General features: G+C 64.9%; 13 protein-coding genes. 7 read left to right on the plus strand and 6 right to left on the minus strand.

The window, feature by feature from the left end:
• Positions 1 to 4 precede the first annotated feature (4 nt).
• Positions 5 to 3,040, plus strand: coding sequence for an SBBP repeat-containing protein (locus AC27GT_RS11840; protein ID WP_487224193.1), 3,036 nt, complete (start codon positions 5 to 7; stop codon positions 3,038 to 3,040).
• 56 nt (positions 3,041 to 3,096) lie between these two features.
• Here AC27GT_RS11840 and AC27GT_RS11845 read toward each other — a convergent pair whose 3' ends face one another.
• Genes AC27GT_RS11845 through AC27GT_RS11865 form a run of 5 tightly spaced genes read right to left on the minus strand, consistent with a single transcriptional unit; the run spans position 3,097 to position 9,652 of the window.
• Positions 3,097 to 4,401 (minus strand): amidase, encoded by a 1,305-nt coding sequence (locus AC27GT_RS11845; RefSeq protein ID WP_487224194.1) that lies wholly within the window; start codon positions 4,399 to 4,401, stop codon positions 3,097 to 3,099.
• Positions 4,382 to 5,611, minus strand: coding sequence for a tRNA uracil 4-sulfurtransferase ThiI (thiI, locus tag AC27GT_RS11850; protein ID WP_487224195.1), 1,230 nt, complete (start codon positions 5,609 to 5,611; stop codon positions 4,382 to 4,384). The genes AC27GT_RS11845 and thiI overlap by 20 nt, the downstream gene beginning before the upstream one ends.
• 2 nt (positions 5,612 to 5,613) lie before the next feature.
• Positions 5,614 to 6,042: an NUDIX hydrolase gene (locus AC27GT_RS11855; protein ID WP_487224196.1), complete on the minus strand. Its 429-nt coding sequence runs from the start codon at positions 6,040 to 6,042 to the stop codon at positions 5,614 to 5,616.
• A gap of 36 nt (positions 6,043 to 6,078) precedes the next feature.
• Positions 6,079 to 8,088 (minus strand): molybdopterin oxidoreductase family protein, encoded by a 2,010-nt coding sequence (locus AC27GT_RS11860; protein WP_487224197.1) that lies wholly within the window; start codon positions 8,086 to 8,088, stop codon positions 6,079 to 6,081.
• A 4-nt stretch (positions 8,089 to 8,092) separates the two neighbouring features.
• Entirely contained in the window at positions 8,093 to 9,652 is a 1,560-nt protein-coding gene (locus tag AC27GT_RS11865) for a carboxylesterase/lipase family protein (RefSeq protein ID WP_015716072.1), read from the minus strand.
• Positions 9,653 to 9,720: 68 nt separating this feature from the next.
• Here AC27GT_RS11865 and AC27GT_RS11870 point away from each other — a divergent pair, with 68 nt between their 5' ends.
• From AC27GT_RS11870 to AC27GT_RS11895, 6 genes are all read left to right on the plus strand, one after another.
• Positions 9,721 to 10,338, plus strand: coding sequence for a ribonuclease HII (locus tag AC27GT_RS11870; protein WP_015716073.1), 618 nt, complete (start codon positions 9,721 to 9,723; stop codon positions 10,336 to 10,338).
• 35 nt (positions 10,339 to 10,373) lie between these two features.
• Complete coding sequence (locus AC27GT_RS11875; RefSeq protein ID WP_015716074.1) at positions 10,374 to 10,844, plus strand: DUF4384 domain-containing protein; 471 nt, start codon at positions 10,374 to 10,376, stop codon at positions 10,842 to 10,844.
• Positions 10,845 to 10,924: 80 nt separating this feature from the next.
• The gene (locus AC27GT_RS11880; protein ID WP_015716075.1) at positions 10,925 to 12,004 is read left to right on the plus strand and encodes a TRAP transporter substrate-binding protein; all 1,080 of its coding nucleotides are present in this window, start codon (positions 10,925 to 10,927) and stop codon (positions 12,002 to 12,004) included.
• 186 nt (positions 12,005 to 12,190) lie between these two features.
• Positions 12,191 to 13,480 carry an ABC transporter substrate-binding protein gene (locus AC27GT_RS11885; protein WP_487224198.1) on the plus strand — a complete coding sequence of 430 codons (1,290 nt, stop codon included), beginning with the start codon at positions 12,191 to 12,193 and terminating at the stop codon, positions 13,478 to 13,480.
• 48 nt (positions 13,481 to 13,528) lie between these two features.
• Complete coding sequence (locus AC27GT_RS11890) at positions 13,529 to 14,404, plus strand: carbohydrate ABC transporter permease (protein ID WP_015716077.1); 876 nt, start codon at positions 13,529 to 13,531, stop codon at positions 14,402 to 14,404.
• A complete protein-coding gene (locus AC27GT_RS11895; RefSeq protein WP_487224199.1) occupies positions 14,401 to 15,243 on the plus strand; it encodes a carbohydrate ABC transporter permease in 843 nt (280 codons plus the stop codon). Before AC27GT_RS11890 ends, AC27GT_RS11895 begins: the two co-directional genes overlap by 4 nt.
• 4 nt (positions 15,244 to 15,247) lie before the next feature.
• Here AC27GT_RS11895 and AC27GT_RS11900 read toward each other — a convergent pair whose 3' ends face one another.
• Positions 15,248 to 16,816, minus strand: a complete 1,569-nt coding sequence (locus AC27GT_RS11900) for a phosphoglucomutase (protein WP_487224200.1) — start codon at positions 16,814 to 16,816, stop codon at positions 15,248 to 15,250.
• Positions 16,817 to 16,857: the final 41 nt, after the last annotated feature.

Consider the following 16,857-nt stretch of genomic DNA (forward strand, 5'->3'; position numbering starts at 1 on the left):
AGGCATGGTAAGGTTGCTCAGTGCCCTCCTCCTCCTGGGCCTTTTGGCCTGGGCCCAGGAGGAGCGCACCATCTGGGATGTTTGGGTGCAGGACGGGTTGGCCTATCTGGCCACGGGCGAAGGGGTGCGGGTGCTGGATGGGAACCTTAAGGAGGCTGGCTTCCTGGGGGGCTTTCCCGCCTACGCCCTGGCTGGGGATGGCCAGAGGCTCTTTGCCGCCAGCGACTACGGGCTTTTTGTGCTTTCCTTGGGCGCGAGCCCCCAGGTACAGGCCCGGTTGCGGGATTTCCCAGCCCGGGCCCTGGCGGTGGAGGGCCAAAGGGTGTATCTGGGTGGGCCGGGTGGGTTTCTGGTGGCGGAGGTGGCCGGGGGAGAGGCCAAGGCTGTAAGCCGGTTGGGTGGGTTTTCGGTCTGGGCCATTCATCCAGCTCAGGAGCGGGTCTTCCTGGCCACGGACAAGGGGTTGGTGGTGCTGGACCTCTCTTCTCCCCAGGTGCCTAAGGTGGTGGCGGAGGTACCCTTGGGCCCCGCCTACGCCTTGGCCTACTGGCAGGGGGTTCTCTATCTGAGCACCGCCCAAGGGCTTGTGGTTCTTGCTGAAGAAAACGGTGTCTGGAAGGAAGTGGGGCGCATTGCCGGCTTTCGGGCGTACCGTTTGGTGGTGCGGGAGGGCTTGCTCATCAGTGTGGGCCTGGGTGGGCTTCGCATCTATGGCCTCGAGGATCCCCGCCAACCCACCCTAAAGGTGAGCCGCCAGGCCCTGGCCTACACGGGCCTCTATGCCCTGGGGGATACCCTTTGGGTTACCTCTCCCTTAGGGGTGTACACCTACGCCCTGCGGGTTCCCGAACTACCCCTTTTGGCCTCCACGGAGAAGCCCCAGAAGGCGACCGCCGTGGCCAACCCGCGGTTTTCCCAGCGGAATGGGGCCTATGCCTCGGTGGTTTCGGGGAAGCTGGCCTATCTGGCCACCCGGGATGGCCTCAAGGTCATGGACCTAACCGATCCCAAAACCCCCCGCCTCATCGGCCAGGTCAAGGGGTTTGTGGCTTACTCGGTGCACCTGGTGGGGGACTTGCTTTATGTGGGGTGCGCGGATGGTTTGCGGGTGTTTCGGGTGAAGGGGCCGGGTAGCCTGGAGCAAAGGGTTTACCTGAAGGAAAAGCCCATATATGCGCTCTGGTTCGTACGGGATGTCCTTTACCTGGGCACCGAGGAGGGACTGGTGGCGGTGGTCTGGCAGGGGGCTACCCTGGCAGTGCGCTGGCAGGCCAAAGGCGGGGCCATCTATGCCCTCGAGGAGAGGCAGGGCTACCTCTATGGGGCGGGAGCCGGTGGCCTTTTTGCCCTGGAGCTGGGCCGTGGGCCTGAGGCGCTACGCATCCTCTGGGAGGAGCCGGTCTTTACCCTGGTGTTCCGGCAGGACTACCTGTACCTGGGTGGGGCGAATGGGGTGTGGGTCTACCGCCTCGAGGGGCCTTTAAAGCTGGCCTACCTCAACACCCTGCCTGGCTTTGCCGTCTGGCACCTCCTCCTGAGCAGCGGCTACCTCTATGCCCTCGCCGAGTCAGGGCTTTACGTGTTGGACCTGACGGATCCCGGCTCCCCCGTGGTGGTCACCCACCAGGCCGGCATCCTTTGGGCCTACCTCTTCCTCTTTGGCGGTTATGTGTATGGCCTGGGACCCGAGGGGGTCTACCTGGTCCAGGTGGGGGACGGCGGCACCCTGGTCCTTCTGGGCCTCATCCTCAACTACTTGGCCCAGGTGGTGGCCCCGCCCTCGCCCCCGCCCCCGCCGCCGCCGCCACCTGCTCCCGCCAGGGGATGGTACGGCACCTACTGGGTCAAGACCTGGAGCGCTCAGCCCTCCTTCTTCTTCATCCCATCTACCGATGCCTTGGCGGTTGCGGTGGACGGAAAGGGCTTTGTCTATGTGGGAGGGTATACCTCGGGAGCCTTGCCCGGTCAGCTTCATCAGGGCGGGGAGGATGCCTTCCTGGCCAAGTTTGATCCTTCCGGAAAGCTCCTTTGGCTGAGGCAGTTTGGTACGTCCTCCGGTGAAGGCGTTTTCGGGGTGGCGGTGGATAAGGCTGGGAACATCTACGCAACGGGGCACACCCTGGGGTCCTTGGGTGGGCCCAACCGGGGGGACTGGGACTTCTTTGTGGCCAAGTACACCCCCGAGGGCAAAAGGGTCTTCCTCAAGCAGTACGGCACCAGCCGGTGGGATAAGGTCACGGGTCTTGGCCTGGACCGCCAGGGCAACCTCTACGTGGGTGGCTTCACCTACGGGGCTTTCCCGGGCCAGCGGAACGCCGGGGACCGGGACTACTTTGTGGCCAAGCTGGATAGCAACGGGAACCTCCTTTGGGCTCGCCAGGGGGGCTCGAGGGGCGGTGAGGTGGCGCTGAGCCTGGCGGTGGGGCCGGATGGGTCCATCTACCAGGTGGGCACCACGGATGGTGTCCTTCCCGGCCAAAAGACCTATGGAGGCGAGGACTTCTTCCTGGTGAAGTGGGATACCCGGGGGAACCAGGCTTTTGCCCGACAGTACGGGACGGAACAGGATGACCGGGGCCAGTCGGTGGCTGCGGATGCCTCGGGGGTGTATGTGGGCGGCACCACCAAGGGGAGCTTCCGGGGCGGGGGCCTGGGCACCAAAGCCTTCCTCATGAAGCTGGACGTCCGGGGAAGCCAGCTTTGGGTGCAGGAGTTTGGCGTAGGAGTGGTGGAGGAAGAGGATTCGATTGTGAGCTCCGCTTACGTGGCGGTGGCCCCGGGGGGGAACGTGTACCTGGCGGATTCCGCCTCGGGTAACCTGCCTGGCTTTATAGGAGCTGGCGGAGCGGATGTCTTCGTGTTGGAATACACCCCCAAGGGCGAGCTGAAGTCGGTTTTGCAGTCGGGCACCGATGACGATAACCTGACCTACGCCCTGGCCGTGGGTCCCAAGGGAGAGGTGTATGTGGTGGGCACCACCGGGAGCCTGGCCTTCCTCATGAAGGCCAAGACGCCCTTGCCTGCCTACATTCCCAGGTAGCCTTGGTACCAAGGGCTCCGGGGCAAACCTCGGAGCCCTGCCGTCTAGGGGGGCGGTTAGGCAAGCCGGGCCTCGAGCCAGCCTCCAATGGCCAGCACCCGGCCATCCTCCGCGTAGGGCCCCACCACCTGGAGCCCCACGGGCATCCCCTCCACCCGGGCGAAGGGGAGGGTTAGGGTGGGCACCCCGAGGAGGCTGAAGGGCAGGGTGAGGGTGATGAAGGCCTCCCGGTGGCTCCTCCTGCCCGATTCTAGCTCCACCTCCTCCGTGCCCAAGGGGGGGGCAGGAAGGGGCTGGGCGGGGAGAAGGAGGGCGTCCACCCCCCTTAAGGCCTTCACCAACTGGAGGCGCAGGGCCTCCCTTTCCGCCACCGCATCCCGGTAATCCTTCTCCGTGAGGGAAAGCCCGGCCATAAGGGCCTCCCGCACCTGGGGAGAGAAGCCTTCTGGATGTTCCCTTAAGGCTTTTTCGTGGATACGGGCTGCCTCGTAGCGCACCAGGCGGGTGTAGACCTCATAGACCCTGGGTAGGGGTAAGGATACCTCCCTTACCTTAGCCCTCAAGGAGGGGAGTTCCTCTAGAAGCCTCTGGAAGGCCCTGCGCACCTCCACCCCCAAACGGCCCTCCAGGAAGTCCAGGGGCACGCCGAAGGTGGGGTTTTGCGGGCCCTCGAGGGGGATGCTTTCCCCGGCCAGGATCTCCGTGAGGAAGTGGGCGTCCCGCACCGTCTTGGCGATGGGCCCCGCATGGTCGGTGGAGCGGGAGAGGGGCAAGGCGCCTTCCAGGCTTACCCGGCCGTAGGAGGGCTTGAAGCCCACCACCCCGTTGAAGGCGGCAGGGATGCGGATGGACCCTCCCGTGTCCGAGCCCAGGGAGGCGAGGCCGATCCCCAAGGCCACGGCCACGGCGCTTCCGCTGCTGCTTCCCCCGGCTTGGCGGCTTGCGTCTAAGGCGTTGCGCACCGGGCCCGTCCAGGGGTTTTCCCCGGTGATGCCCAGGGCCACCTCGTGCATGTTGGTTTTGGCGAAGAGGAGGGCTCCGGCTTCCCTCAGGCGCCTTACCGCCTGGGCCTCCTCGGGAAGGGGAGGGAGGGGGGCCCGGGTTCCTGCCCGGGTGGGCATGCCCTTGACCGGGAAGAGGTCCTTTACCGTGAGGGGGATGCCGTGTAGGGGTCCGCGGATGTACCCCTGCCTTAGCTCCTCCGTAAGGCGCTGGGCTTCCTCCTTGGCTCCCTCCTCGTCCAGGTAGGCCAAGGCGTTGCGGTCCTGGAAGGCCCGGGCCCTTTCCAGGGCTTCCTCCAAAAGGGCCAGGGGAGTGGTTTCGCCCCTTTCCAGGAGGGCTTTAGCCGTCAAGAGGTCCATGCTCCATTATAGGGGCCTTCTCCTGAGCCTCTGGTAGGGGTTTTTGCCCCGGCCAGGTGTAGCGCACCACCTCCCGGCCCTCGAGGGCCAAGGCGATGAGCCTTTCCGTATCCAAACGGCTTTCCGTTTCCAAGGCCACGGAAAGCCGGGCCCGGGTCACGGGGTGCTTGGGGGCGAAAAGGGTGCAGCACTCCTCGTCGGGGAGGATGGAGATGGCGTAGGTGCCGATGCGCTCCGCCTCCGCCTTGATCTCCACCTTGTCAAAGCCGATCAAGGGCCGGAAGACGGGAAGGGTGGCCGCCTGGTTGACCACATGGAGGTTCTCCAGGGTCTGCGAGGCCACCTGGCCCAGGCTGTCCCCGGTGGCCAAGGCCAGGGCCCCTTCCTCCTTGGCGATGGCCTCGGCGATGCGGAGCATGTAGCGGCGGTAGAGGACCACCCGGTAGGCCTTGGGGGCCTCGAGGATGATCTGCCGCTGCACCTCGCTGAAGGGAACCAGGTGGAGGGTGATGCGGTGCTGGAAGCGGGCCAGGCGCTCGGCGATGGCCTTGGCCTTTTCCCGGCTCTGGCCCGAGAGAAGGGGGAAGGGGTGGAAGTGCACTAAGGCCACCTCCGCTCCCCGGCGCATGAGACGGTAGGCGGCCACGGGGGAGTCAATCCCCCCGGAAAGGAGGGCCACCACCTTTCCGGAAACCCCGGGGGGAAGCCCTCCCGGTCCCGGGTGGCGCTCCACCTCCAAAAGGGCGGCGTTGGGCAGGATGCGCACCACCAACTCCCTTTCCGCTCCCTTGAGCTGTACCCTGGCTCCCGTCTTCTCCTTCACGAAGGCTCCAAGAAGGCGCTCGATCTCGGGAGAGGTGAGGGGGAAGGTCTTGTCGGAGCGCTTGGCGGTGATGCGGAAGCTTTCGAAGCGTTCCCTCGCAAGGGTTTCCTCCAGGGCGGCCTCGAGGGCCTTTAGATCCGGGGGAGTGCGCAGGACCCGGGCAAAGCCCTCCACCCCCAGGGTGTCCTTCAGGCGTTCCCTGGCCTCGAGCCAGGCTTCCTGGGGCAGGCGGAAGAGGAGGGCCATGGGCCACTCCGCCTCCAACCGGGCCGCCGTGCCCTTAAGGGCCTCCTTTACATGGGCCTTGGCTTTCCTCAGGAAAAAGGGGCGGTTTTCCCCTTTCAGGGCCAGCTCGTGGAACAGGTTGACCAGAACCAGGGTTTCCATGGTCACGGGCAGAGACCTTTCACCGCCAGGTAAAGGCGGCTGCATAAGGAGCCTTGCCGGGCGGCTTCCCTGAGCTCCTCGGGCCGGCCAAAGCGGTAGGCCCGGTAGTAGGTCTTGCCGGGCTTGGGCTCGGGAAGCTCAGGCCTGGCGAGAAGCCTGGCCTCCACCACCCAAAGCTCCAGGGTGTACGCGGTCCGCTCCTCCACCCCGAAGGCCACGGGCCGAAGGACCTCCACCCCGGCTCCCAGCTTCTCCCGGCCTACCCTTAGGGCCCCTTCCTCCGGGCCTTCCCCATTCCCAAGGCTCACCGCCGGCAGGCCCCAGGCCCCGCCGAACTCGGGGTCCTCCTCGGGCCGCTTCACCAAGAGAAGCCCTTCCTCGCTCCAGGCGGCCAGGGCCACCGCGCGCTTAAGGGGCTTGGCCGTCTGCACCCAACCAGCCTAGCAAAACCCTAGCCCAGGCGCAAATCAGGCCAGGCGGAGGGGCTCCACCTCCACCGGGGTGCTGTGGAAGGTGCTTCCGCCCCCTAAGTCGGTGAGGGTTTCCGCGGTGAGATGGTTAATGCCCTTGCCGTCCGGGGCCCACTTTTCCCACCAGGTGCCCTCGAGGACCACCGTCCCCGGCATGGGGGCCTCCGTCACCTTGGCCTTGCGCACCACCCTGCCTTGGGGGGAGTGGATGTAGACCAGCATGCCCTCGGTGATCCCCCGCTCCTCGGCGTCCTTGGGGTGGATGAGAAGCCTGGGCTCGCCTCCTTCCGCCTCCACCAGGGCCTGGACGTTCCCGTAGGTGGTGTTCAGGAAGCGGTGGGCCGGGGGGGTGAGGAGGATCAAGGGGTAGCCGGGGAGGGTCTGGGTGGGGATGACCTCAGGGGGTGGGCTAAAGCGCACGGGGCCGTTTCTGAAGGGCAGGAAGGGCTTGGGGAGGTTGAGCTTCACAAACCCCTCCTCCTTAAGCCTCTTCAGGTTGATGCCCGCAAGGTAGGGGTGGTCCACATCCAGGAGGCTTTCTGCCACCTCCTCCGCGGTCCAATGGAGGGTGGGTTCCTTTAGGCCAAGCCTCCTCCCCAGTTCCCGGAAGACCCAGGTGTTGGGCCTGGCCTCCCCTTCGGGCTCGGTTAGGGGCTCGTTCCAGGAGAGGTAGTAGTGGCCGTAGCTGGTGTAAAGGTCGGGGTGCTCGTAAAAGAAGGTGGCGGGGAGGAGGTAGTCGGCGTAGAGGGCGGTTTCCGTCAGGACCTGCTCCAGGACCACGGTGAGGAGGTCCTCCCGCAAAAGCCCTTCCTTGACCCTTCCCGTGTCCGGGGCCACCACCAGGGGGTTGGAGTTGAAGACGAAGAGGGCCCGGATGGGGGGGGCAAGCCGGGTGAGGGCGCTGGCCAGCTGGTTCATGTTGATCCGGCGTACCCTGGGGTTGGGACGGAAGTAGCCCTCATGGGGGTGGGATCCTTCCAGAAGATGCCTTCCCCCCAGGAAGCGCTTGTTGAGGGGGAAGGCCCCGCTGGTGGAAAGAAGGGCCCCGCATCCTGGGTAGCGCCAGGCCCCTACAAGGGCGGGAAGGAGGATCGCTGCCCTTAGGGCATTCCCCCCGCCCGGGTGCCGGGTCATCCCGTAGCCCACCCGGAGGAAGACCTGTTTGGCTTCCCCCAGTTCCCGGGCCAGCCGCTCTATGGCCTCCTTGGGCATCCCGGTGAGGGCCTCGGCCCTTTCTGGGGGCCACTTCCGGGCCTCCTCCTGGAAGGCTTCCAACCCCGTGGCGGACTCCTTGAGGTATTCCCAGTCCACCAGGTTTTCACGGAAAAGCAGGTGGGCCAGAGCGTAGGCCAAGGCGGCGTCGGTGCCCGGGCGGAGCTTGATGTGCTGGTCGGCGAATCGGCTGGTGGGGTTCTCGTAGGGGTCGATGTGGACCACCTTGGCTCCCCGCCTTCTCGCCTCCTTGAGAAAGGGAGTGAGGTGGCTGTTGGTGGAGAGGCTGTTGATGCCCCAAAGGAGGATGTAGCGGGCCTCGGGCACCTCCTCCGGGTCGGGGCCGAGCCTGGGACCATAGGTCATCTCCCAGGCGGCGCTTCCCGCGGTGGAGCAGATGGTTTCCTCTAGCTCGCTCGCCCCTATGGCCCGGAAGAAGGCCAGGGGATGCTGGTTTTCCACAAGGCCCATGGTGCCCGCGTAGTGGTAGGGGAGGATGGCCTCCCCCCCGTGGGTGTCCAGGATGGCCCTAAGCCTTTCGGCGATTTCCTCCAGGGCCTCCTCCCAGGAGATCCTTTCAAAGCGGCCTTCTCCCTTTTTCCCCACCCGGCGCATGGGGTAAAGGAGGCGTTCCCTTGCCCTTTCCGGGTAGCGGTAGGTTTTGGCGCAGGCGAAGCCTTGGGTGACAGGGTGGCGGGGATCCCCCTCCACCCGGGAGAGCCTTCCCTCTTCAAGGGTGAGCAGGAGGCTACAGGCGTCGGGGCAGTCCAGGGGGCAGGTGGCGCGGGCCTTCATGCCCCTATAGTAGCCCCAGGGCCTCGAGGGCACCGCATCGTTCCTCGTAGGAATCGGGAAGGAGGCCTGGGGGCTCGTCCAGCCGGAGGAGGTAGCCTTCCTCGTAGGTGGGCCAGCGGGGCCAGCCCCGGGGCTCCCCTTCCCGGGCGAAGCTCACCCAGTAGCGGCGCATGCGCTTGCCCAGGGCCTCGGCCTTTTCCCGGGCCTCGGCGCTGAGGAAAAGCGGAAGAAAAGGCATTTCCTCGAAGTTTCCGAAAAGGGGGGCGAGCTCCAGGCCGTGGAAGGCCCCAAGTCCCTCCCAGCCTGGGACCCGGAAGGTGAAGAGGTAGGCGTAGGTGGGGGCGAAGGGAGCCTGGAGCCTGGCGGCCTTCAGGGAGGGGCAGAGGAGTTGTAGGTCCGTCTGGACCTCTCCCCAGGCCTTTCGGGGGTCGGAAAAACGCTTTTGGTAGGCCTTCGTTAAGGCTTCCCGCTCCTTGGGGGGAATACCCTGGGCGGCAAGCCTTCCGCTGAACTCCTCCCAGGTCCCGGGTCCCAGGAGCCAGGCCAGACCGGGAAAGGTAAGCTCCTCGAGGTTGGCCCCCACCAGGAGGGGAATACCCCGGGCTTTTCCTTGACCCAAGGCTTGCAAGGGACTATCCGGAAGCAAGGCCCCCAGGTGGGGTTTGAAGGGGGAGTTGGGAAAGCCTAGGGCGGAGGAGGTGATGTCGGGAGGGGCTTTGGGTTCCTGAGAAGGAAAGAGGCGGGATAGGGGAAGGTGCCTGAGGCAGGCCAGGTCCTCCGGGGAGCAGCCCAGGTTCCTGGCCCACCGTTCCCCGAAGGGGAAGTCCTTCTCCAAGGGGTGCACCTGGTGGCACCCACCCGACTGGAGGATGGCCCTGTGGAAAAGCCCCTGGGCCTCCGGGGTGGCGAGGAGGGTGCAGACCAGCATGCCCCCGGCGGATTCCCCGAAGAGGGTGACGTTTTGGGGGTTGCCGCCGAAATAGCGGATATACCGTTGCACAAAGCGGAGGGCCTCCACCAGATCCAAAAGCCCATAGTTCCCCACCGCCTTGCGATCCTCCTTGGCCAGGGCAGGTAGGGCCAAAAACCCCAGGGGGCCCAGGCGGTAGTCCACGGAAACCACCACCACGCCTTCCTGAGCCAGCCGGTGCCCCTCGTAAATGGGCTCGGCGGCGCTTCCTGAGGTGAAGCCGCCCCCATGCAGGTAAACCATCACGGGGAAGCCTTCCGGAGGTGGGAGTTCCAAGGGGAGGAAAAGGTTTACCACCAGGCATTCTTCCCTTTGCGGGGGCAGGTATCCCCCAAGGCGCGCGGGGGTGCCCAGGGTTTGGGGACAGGCCACCCGTTCCTTCCCGACCCCAGAGGGCCAAGCGGCCACAGGCCTTGGGGCCTCAAAGCGGTTCGCTTGCGCATAGGGCAGGCCGTAGAAGGCGATGGCACCCTTTTCTATCTGGCCCAGGGCAGGGCCGAGGGGAGTTTGAACCGCGATTCCCTGGGCCAGGGCAAGGCCTAGGGTTAGAGTTAAGGCAACCGCACCCGGCCTCAAGAAGGTGGAGGGTCTCATATCCAAACCTTTCCAGATTATGCCTGGGGATGTCAAGAAGCTCGGGATACGGGGCATAATGCCAGGGGATGGAGGAAGTGCAAGGATGCCTCGAGGCCTCCTTCTGGTCCTTGGGCTTAAGGGTGGCCGGGGTGGATGAGGCAGGCCGGGGAGCCTGGGCAGGCCCCATCGTGGTGGGGGCGGTGATCCTTCCTCCTGGGCGCTACCCTTTCCGGGATTCCAAGCTCTTAAGGCCAAAGGAGCGCGAGCGCCTGGCGGAGGAGGTGCGGCGGGTGGCCTTAGCCTATGCCCTGGGGGTGGCGGAGGTAGGGGAGGTGGACCGGCTTGGGGTTTTGAAGGCCACCCTTCTGGCGGCGCAAAGGGCCTTGGACCTTCTGGATCCACCCCCTGAGGCCCTGGTCACCGATTACCTCCAGGTGGCCACTTCCTTGCCCCTCCTTGCCCCTCCCAAAGCGGATCAGAATAGCCCCAGCGTGGCCGCGGCCAGCATCCTGGCCAAGGTGCACCGGGACCGGCTTATGGTGGAGTTGGATCGCCTTTACCCCGGTTACGGGTTTGCCCGGCACAAGGGTTACGGCACCCCGGAGCACCAAGAGGCTCTTTTAGTCCTAGGGCCTTCTCCCGTGCACCGCAGGTGCTTTGCCCCCGTGGCCCAGGCTCCCTTAAGGTTTTCTGAAGAGGAGTAGTCCCATTCTGGACTAAACTGAGGGTGGAGGTGGCCATGCGGCTTTTGTGGCTTCTAATGGCGGGGCTTCTTTCCGCCTGCACCCTGACCCTTGAAGGGATCACGGTCAGTTACCGCTGGGACTTCTCCCCTGCCATCCTGCGCTTTGAGCCGGACCGGGGGGCGGGGGCCACGTACTACGTGGGGGAGGAGGTGCGTTTCCTCCTCACCCTGGCGGACTCTGGCTGGATTAGCCTGGTGGCCATAGACCCCGACGGACGCACCTATGAGTTCGACCGCTTCTACCTGGGCCGGGGTACCCATCTGCTCCCTCCAGGGGCCTACCGCTATACCCTCACGCCTCCGAGAGGTCTCCATCGAGTGCGGGCCGTATACACGGATAGCCAGCCCGGGAGCCTGCGCCTGGAAGGGGTATACACGGACTGGGATGCCCGGCTCAGGGTCTACCTGGATGCCTCCGGAGCCCGCCGTTACCAGGTGGTGGAAACCTACTTCTACGTCCGCTGACCGCATGAACTTGCAAAGGGACTTGCGCTTTCCACCCCCAGGTGGGGTATAATCCCCCCGGACCGCTAAGGAGGTCGACAATGAAGCGGCGTGACTTCTTAAAGAAGGCAGGTATCGGCGTAGCAGCCAGCGCAGCTTTTGGCCCGGTATTCGCCCAGGCCCAGCCCAGCGTGAGGTGGCGGCTGGCTTCTAGCTTCCCCAAGAGCCTGGACACCATCTATGGGGCGGCGGAGGTGCTGGCGGAGCGGGTTTCCGCCCTCACCGGCGGCCGCTTCCAGATCCGCCCTTACCAGGCAGGGGAGATCGTGCCCGGGCTCCAGGTGATGGATGCCGTGCAGCAGGGTACGGTTGAGATGGGCCACACCGCCAGCTATTACTTCGTGGGCAAGGCAGCGGTTTTCGCTTTTGACACCGCGGTACCCTTTGGCCTCACCGCCCGCCAGCAGAACGCCTGGATGTACTACGGGGGAGGGATTGAGCTCTTCCGTCCAATCTTTGCGGACTTCGGCATCATCCAGTTCCCCGGCGGCAACACCGGGGTCCAGATGGGGGGCTGGTTCCGCAAGGAGGTCAAGAGTGTGGCGGACCTCAAGGGGCTCAAGATGCGCATTCCCGGCCCTGGCGGCCAGGTGATGAGCCGGCTTGGGGTGGTGCCCCAGGTGCTGGCGGGTGGGGACATCTACCCGGCTTTGGAGCGGGGTGTGGTGGATGCCGCCGAGTGGGTGGGACCCTACGACGACGAGAAGCTGGGCTTCTACAAGGTGGCCAAGTACTACTACTACCCTGGTTGGCATGAGCCTGGGCCCCAGCTTTCCTTCTACATCAACCTGAAGGAGTGGCAGAAGCTTCCCAAGGAATACCAGCAGGCCCTCGAGGTGGCGGCCGCCGAGGCCAACCTGGCCATGATGGCCAAGTACGACCAGGTGAACCCCCCTGCCCTCCAGCGGCTCATCAAGGCGGGGGTGCGGTTGCGCAAGTGGCCCGCTGATGTGATGAAGGCGGCCCAGAAGGCGGCCTTTGACTGGTACGAGGAGGAGGCGGCCAAGGACGCCACTTACCGCAAGGTATACACTGCCTGGAAGAAGTTCCGGGAGGAGCAGTACCGCTGGTTTGCCGTGGCGGAGCTGGGTTACGAAAGCTTCGCCTTCCCTGCCGTCTAAGGTTCCTCAAGGTAGCCGCCCCGGGGGAATCCCCCCGGGGCTTCGGTTTGGAATCACCCCACCCCAAAAGAGATTACGGGCATGGTATAGGGAGAACCTCCCTGAGAGACCAGCTTCCCCCTGGGCTTGACAGGTGGGGTGAACCGGGTTTAAAATCCCCCTGGAAAAGCTTCCACGGAGGTTGATATGAGGCGGAGGGAGTTTCTCAAGAAGACAGGGGTTGGATTGGCGGCCAGCGTCCTTTGGGGGTCGGCTTTGGTGCGGGCCCAGGCGGGCCCGGTCATCCGCGTGGCCGGGGATTCCACCGCGGTGGGCGAGGGCGGCCGTTGGATGAAGGAGATGGTGGAGGCCTGGGGCAAGAAGACGGGCACCCGGGTGGAGTACATCGACTCCCCTGCGGACACCAACGATCGCCTGGCCCTCTACCAGCAGTACTGGGCGGCCAAGAGCCCGGATGTGGACGTGTACATGATCGACGTCATCTGGCCGGGCATCGTGGCCCCCCATGCCGCTGACCTTAAACAGTACTTCTCGGATAACGAGCTTAAGGAGTTCTTCCCCCGCATTGTCCAGAACAACACCATCCGGGGAAAGCTCACCTCCATTCCCTTCTTTACCGATGCGGGCATCCTCTACTACCGCAAAGACCTTCTGGACAAATACGGCTTCAAGAACCCACCCCGCACCTGGGCCGAGCTGGAGCAGATGGCCCAGAAGGTTATGGAGGGCGAGCGCAAGGCAGGCAACCGTGACTTCTGGGGTTTCGTGTTCCAGGGCAAGGCTTATGAGGGCCTTACCTGCGACGCTCTGGAATGGATCTACTCCCATAGGGGCGGGCGCATCATAGAGCCCGATGGCACCATCAGCATCAACAACGGCCGTGCGGCCCTGGCCCTGAACACCGTGCGCCGCTTTGTGGGTACCATCGCCCCCTCGGGGGTCACCAGCTATGCCGAGGAGGAGGCGAGGAACGTGTGGCAGCAGGGCAATAGCCTCTTCATGCGCAACTGGCCCTACGCCTACGCCCTTGGCCAGGCGGAGGGAAGCCCCATCCGCGGCAAGTTCGGGGTCACGGTGCTTCCCAAGGGCGGAGCCGATGCCCCCAACGCCGCCACCCTGGGGGGGTGGCAGCTCATGGTTTCCGCCTACAGCCGCTATCCCAAGGAGTCCGCCGACCTGGTGCGGTACCTGGCCTCCTACGAGGTGCAGAAGGACAACGCCGTCCGGCTTTCCCGCCTGCCCACCCGTCCGGCCCTCTACACCGACCGGGATGTCCTGGCCAGGAACCCCTGGTTCCGCGACCTCCTTCCCGTCTTCCAGAATGCGGTTTCCAGGCCCTCCGATGTGGCCGGGGCCAGGTACAACCAGGTGTCCGAGGCCATCTGGACCGAGGTGCACAGCGTCCTCACCGGAAAGAAGACCGGGGAAGCGGCGGTGCGGGACCTCGAGGGCCGCTTGCGCCGCATCCTGCGCTAGCCTTCCTTCCACCCCGGGGGACCACCCCCCGGGGTTTATCCTCTAGGCATGCTGACACAACGACAGGTCCGCTTGGCCTGGGCCTTGGTCCTGCCTACCCTTTTGGTGGTGGTGCTGGTGGCGGGATACCCTTTGGCCCAGGTCTTTTACTGGTCCTTTTTCCGGGCGGATATCGCCTTCGTGGAGCCCCCGGAGTTTGTGGGCTTCAAGAACTATCTTTACCTCCTGCAGGACCCCGACTTCCGCCAGGCCCTATGGAACACGGTGAAGTTCACTGTAATCTCCGTGAGCCTGGAAACCCTTCTGGGCTTGGCCATCGCCCTGGTCATCCATTCCAACTTCAAGGGCCGGGGGTTGGTGCGCACCGCCATCCTGATTCCCTGGGCCATTCCCACGGTGGTTTCCGCCAAGATGTGGCAGTGGATGCTCCACGATGTCTACGGGGTGATCAACATCCTGGGGGTGAAGCTGGGCATCCTGTCGCAAAAGGTGGCCTTTCTGGCCCGGCCCGAGCTGGTCCTGCCCGCTATCATCGCCGTGGACGTGTGGAAGACCACGCCCTTCATGGCCCTTCTCCTGCTGGCCGGCCTCCAGCTGATTCCCGAGGAACTTTACGAGGCGGCCAGCATTGACGGGGCCACCCGGTGGCAACAGTTCTGGACCATTACCCTCCCCCTCCTCACCCCCGCCCTGGTGGTGGCCCTCATCTTCCGCACCCTGGATGCCTTGAGGGTGTTCGACGTCATCTTCGTCATGAGCGGGGTGAACCCCGCCACCCGTACCCTGGCCGTGTACAACCGCCAGACCCTGATCGACTTCCAGGACCTGGGTTATGGGTCGGCCATAAGCGTGGCCATTCTGCTCCTTATCTTCCTCTTCGTGGTGGTCTATATGCGCACCCTGGGTAGGGAGGCCTTGCGATGAGGACCTGGCTTCGTTTGGGAAATCGTCTCCTTTTTTACCTGCTGGTGGCCTTCGTGGTGGTGTACAGCGTCTTCCCCTTTTACTGGGCGGTGATTTCCAGCTTCAAGCCCTCCGATGCCCTTTTTGCCAGCAACCCCAGCTTTCTCCCGCTACCCTTCACCCTGGACCACTACAGGAACGTGTTTCTTCAGGCCAACTTTGGCCGCAATCTTCTGAACTCCGTGGTGGTGGCCGGCGGGGCCACCCTTCTTTCCCTGTTCCTCGGGGTGCTGGCCGCCTACGCTTTGGGCAGGTTGCCTTTCCCTCCAAGAAATGCTGTGCTCTACCTGGTGCTGGCCATGACCATGTTCCCCCAGATCGCGGTGTTGGGGGGGCTTTTTATGCTGCTCCGCCAGGCGGGGCTTTTCAACACCCATTTGGGCCTTATCCTCAGCTACCTTCTTTTCACCCTGCCGTTTACCGTATGGGTCCTGGTGGGCTACTTCAAGGGTCTGCCCCGGGAGCTGGAGGAGGCGGCCTATGTGGATGGGGCCACGCCCTTGCAGACCCTGGTGCGCATCATGCTTCCCCTTACGGGCCCGGGTCTGGTGACCACGGGGCTTCTCGCCTTCATCGCCGCCTGGAACGAGTACCTCTTCGCCCTCACCTTCACCGTGGGGGACAAGGTGAAGACGGTGCCTCCAGCCATCGCCAGCTTTGGGGGGGCCACGCCCTTTGAGATCCCCTGGGGTTCCATCATGGCGGCCAGCGTGGTGGTCACCGTGCCCCTGGTGGTGCTGGTGCTCATCTTCCAGCAGCGGATCGTGGCGGGGCTTACCGCCGGGGCGGTAAAGGGCTAGGTACTCAGCCCAGGGTCTTTGCCACCAGGGCCAGGGCGGCCTCGAGGACCTCCTTTAGGTGCCCTTCCCCCTTGAAGCTTTCCGCGTACACCTTAGCCACGTCCTCGGTACCGCTCGGGCGGGCGGCGAACCAGGCGTTTTTCGTCACCACCTTGAGGCCCCCTAGGGGCTCCCCGTTTCCGGGAGCCCGGGTGAGGATGGCCAGGATGGGCTCCCCTGCCAGCTCCTTTTCCTTTACATCTTCGGGGGAAAGGCGGGCCAGCCTGGCCTTGGCCTCGGGGGAGATAGGGAGGTCCTTGCGGGCGTAATGGGGCCGGCCCAGGTGCTCGGCCAGCTCCTCGTAGAGCTCGTCGGGCCCCTTTTCCCGCTTGGCCAGGATCTCCGCTGCCAAAAGCCCCAGGAGGATGCCGTCCTTATCGGTGGAAAAGGGCCTGCCGTCGAAGCGCAGGAAGCTGGCCCCGGCGCTTTCCTCCCCGCCGAATCCCAGCCAGCCTTCCAGGAGCCCGTCCACGAAGTACTTGAAGCCCACGGGGGTTTCGTAAACCTCCCGTCCCAAGGCCTTGGCCACCCGGTCCAGAAGGGCGCTGGTCACCGCGGTCTTGCCCACCTTGGCCCCCGGCCAGGTGCGGGTGGTGTAGAGGTGAAAGACGGCGGACGCCAGGTAGTGGTTGGGGTTCATGAGGCCCTTCCTGGTGACGATGCCGTGGCGGTCGGCGTCGGGATCGTTGCCGATGGCCAGGTCAAAGCGGTCCTTCAGCGCCAGAAGGCCCGCCATGGCGTAGGGGCTTGAGCAGTCCATGCGGATCTTGCCGTCGTGGTCCTTGGGCATGAAGCGGAAGGTGGGGTCTACGGTGGGGTTGACCACCTCGAGGTTTAGCCGGTAGGCCTCGGCAAGCCGCTCCCAGACCCTTAGGCTCGCTCCTCCCAAAGGATCCACCCCCAGGCGCAGGCTGGAAACCCGGATGGCCTCGAGGTCCACGGCCTCCCGGATCTTCTCCACATAAAGCCCCACGTAGTCAAAGGGCTTGGTCCTTTTCAGGGCCTCCCGAAGGGGAAGGCGCTTCACTCCCTTTAGCCCTTCTGCAAGGAGGGCGTTGGCCCTTTCCTCAATGGCCTTGGTGATGCGGGTGTCGGCGGGGCCGCCGGTAGGGGGGTTGTACTTGAGCCCCCCGTCCTCGGGGGGGTTGTGGCTGGGGGTGAGGAGGATGCCATCCGCTTTGGCGGGGTGCTGGGCGTTGTGCTCCAGGATGGCCAGGGAAACCAGGGGGGTGGGGGTGTAGCCCTCCTCGAGGCGCACCTCTATGCCGTTGGCGGCGAGGACGGTAAGGGCCGTGGCCCAGGCAGGTTCGGAGAGGGCGTGGGTGTCCTTGGCCAGGAAGAGGGGTCCGGTGGCTCCAAAGGAGGCCCGGAGGTCGGCGATGGCCTGGGCGATGGCCAGCACGTGGGCCTCGGTAAAGGTGCCCTTGAGGCTTGTGCCCCTGTGGCCGCTGGTGCCGAAGGCCACCTGCTGGAGGGGGTTTTGGGGGTCGGGGCGCTCTTCGTAGTAAAGGGTGAGGAGCCTGAGGAGGTCCATGTTTCCATCTTAAAAAACCCGGGAGGCCCCAGGCGCCTGGG

Source organism: Thermus sp. KWY1 (assembly GCF_057547025.1).

Coding starts and splice junctions, on each gene's coding strand:
- AC27GT_RS11895 (WP_487224199.1), top strand. CDS start 14,401: ATGAGGACCTGGCTTCGTTTGGGAAATCGTCTCCTTTTTTACCTGCTG.
- AC27GT_RS11880 (WP_015716075.1), top strand. CDS start 10,925: ATGAAGCGGCGTGACTTCTTAAAGAAGGCAGGTATCGGCGTAGCAGCC.
- AC27GT_RS11865 (WP_015716072.1), bottom strand. CDS start 9,652: ATGAGACCCTCCACCTTCTTGAGGCCGGGTGCGGTTGCCTTAACTCTA.
- AC27GT_RS11870 (WP_015716073.1), top strand. CDS start 9,721: ATGGAGGAAGTGCAAGGATGCCTCGAGGCCTCCTTCTGGTCCTTGGGC.
- thiI (WP_487224195.1), bottom strand. CDS start 5,611: ATGGAAACCCTGGTTCTGGTCAACCTGTTCCACGAGCTGGCCCTGAAA.
- AC27GT_RS11890 (WP_015716077.1), top strand. CDS start 13,529: ATGCTGACACAACGACAGGTCCGCTTGGCCTGGGCCTTGGTCCTGCCT.
- AC27GT_RS11840 (WP_487224193.1), top strand. CDS start 5: ATGGTAAGGTTGCTCAGTGCCCTCCTCCTCCTGGGCCTTTTGGCCTGG.
- AC27GT_RS11885 (WP_487224198.1), top strand. CDS start 12,191: ATGAGGCGGAGGGAGTTTCTCAAGAAGACAGGGGTTGGATTGGCGGCC.
- AC27GT_RS11900 (WP_487224200.1), bottom strand. CDS start 16,816: ATGGACCTCCTCAGGCTCCTCACCCTTTACTACGAAGAGCGCCCCGAC.
- AC27GT_RS11845 (WP_487224194.1), bottom strand. CDS start 4,401: ATGGACCTCTTGACGGCTAAAGCCCTCCTGGAAAGGGGCGAAACCACT.
- AC27GT_RS11875 (WP_015716074.1), top strand. CDS start 10,374: ATGCGGCTTTTGTGGCTTCTAATGGCGGGGCTTCTTTCCGCCTGCACC.
- AC27GT_RS11860 (WP_487224197.1), bottom strand. CDS start 8,088: ATGAAGGCCCGCGCCACCTGCCCCCTGGACTGCCCCGACGCCTGTAGC.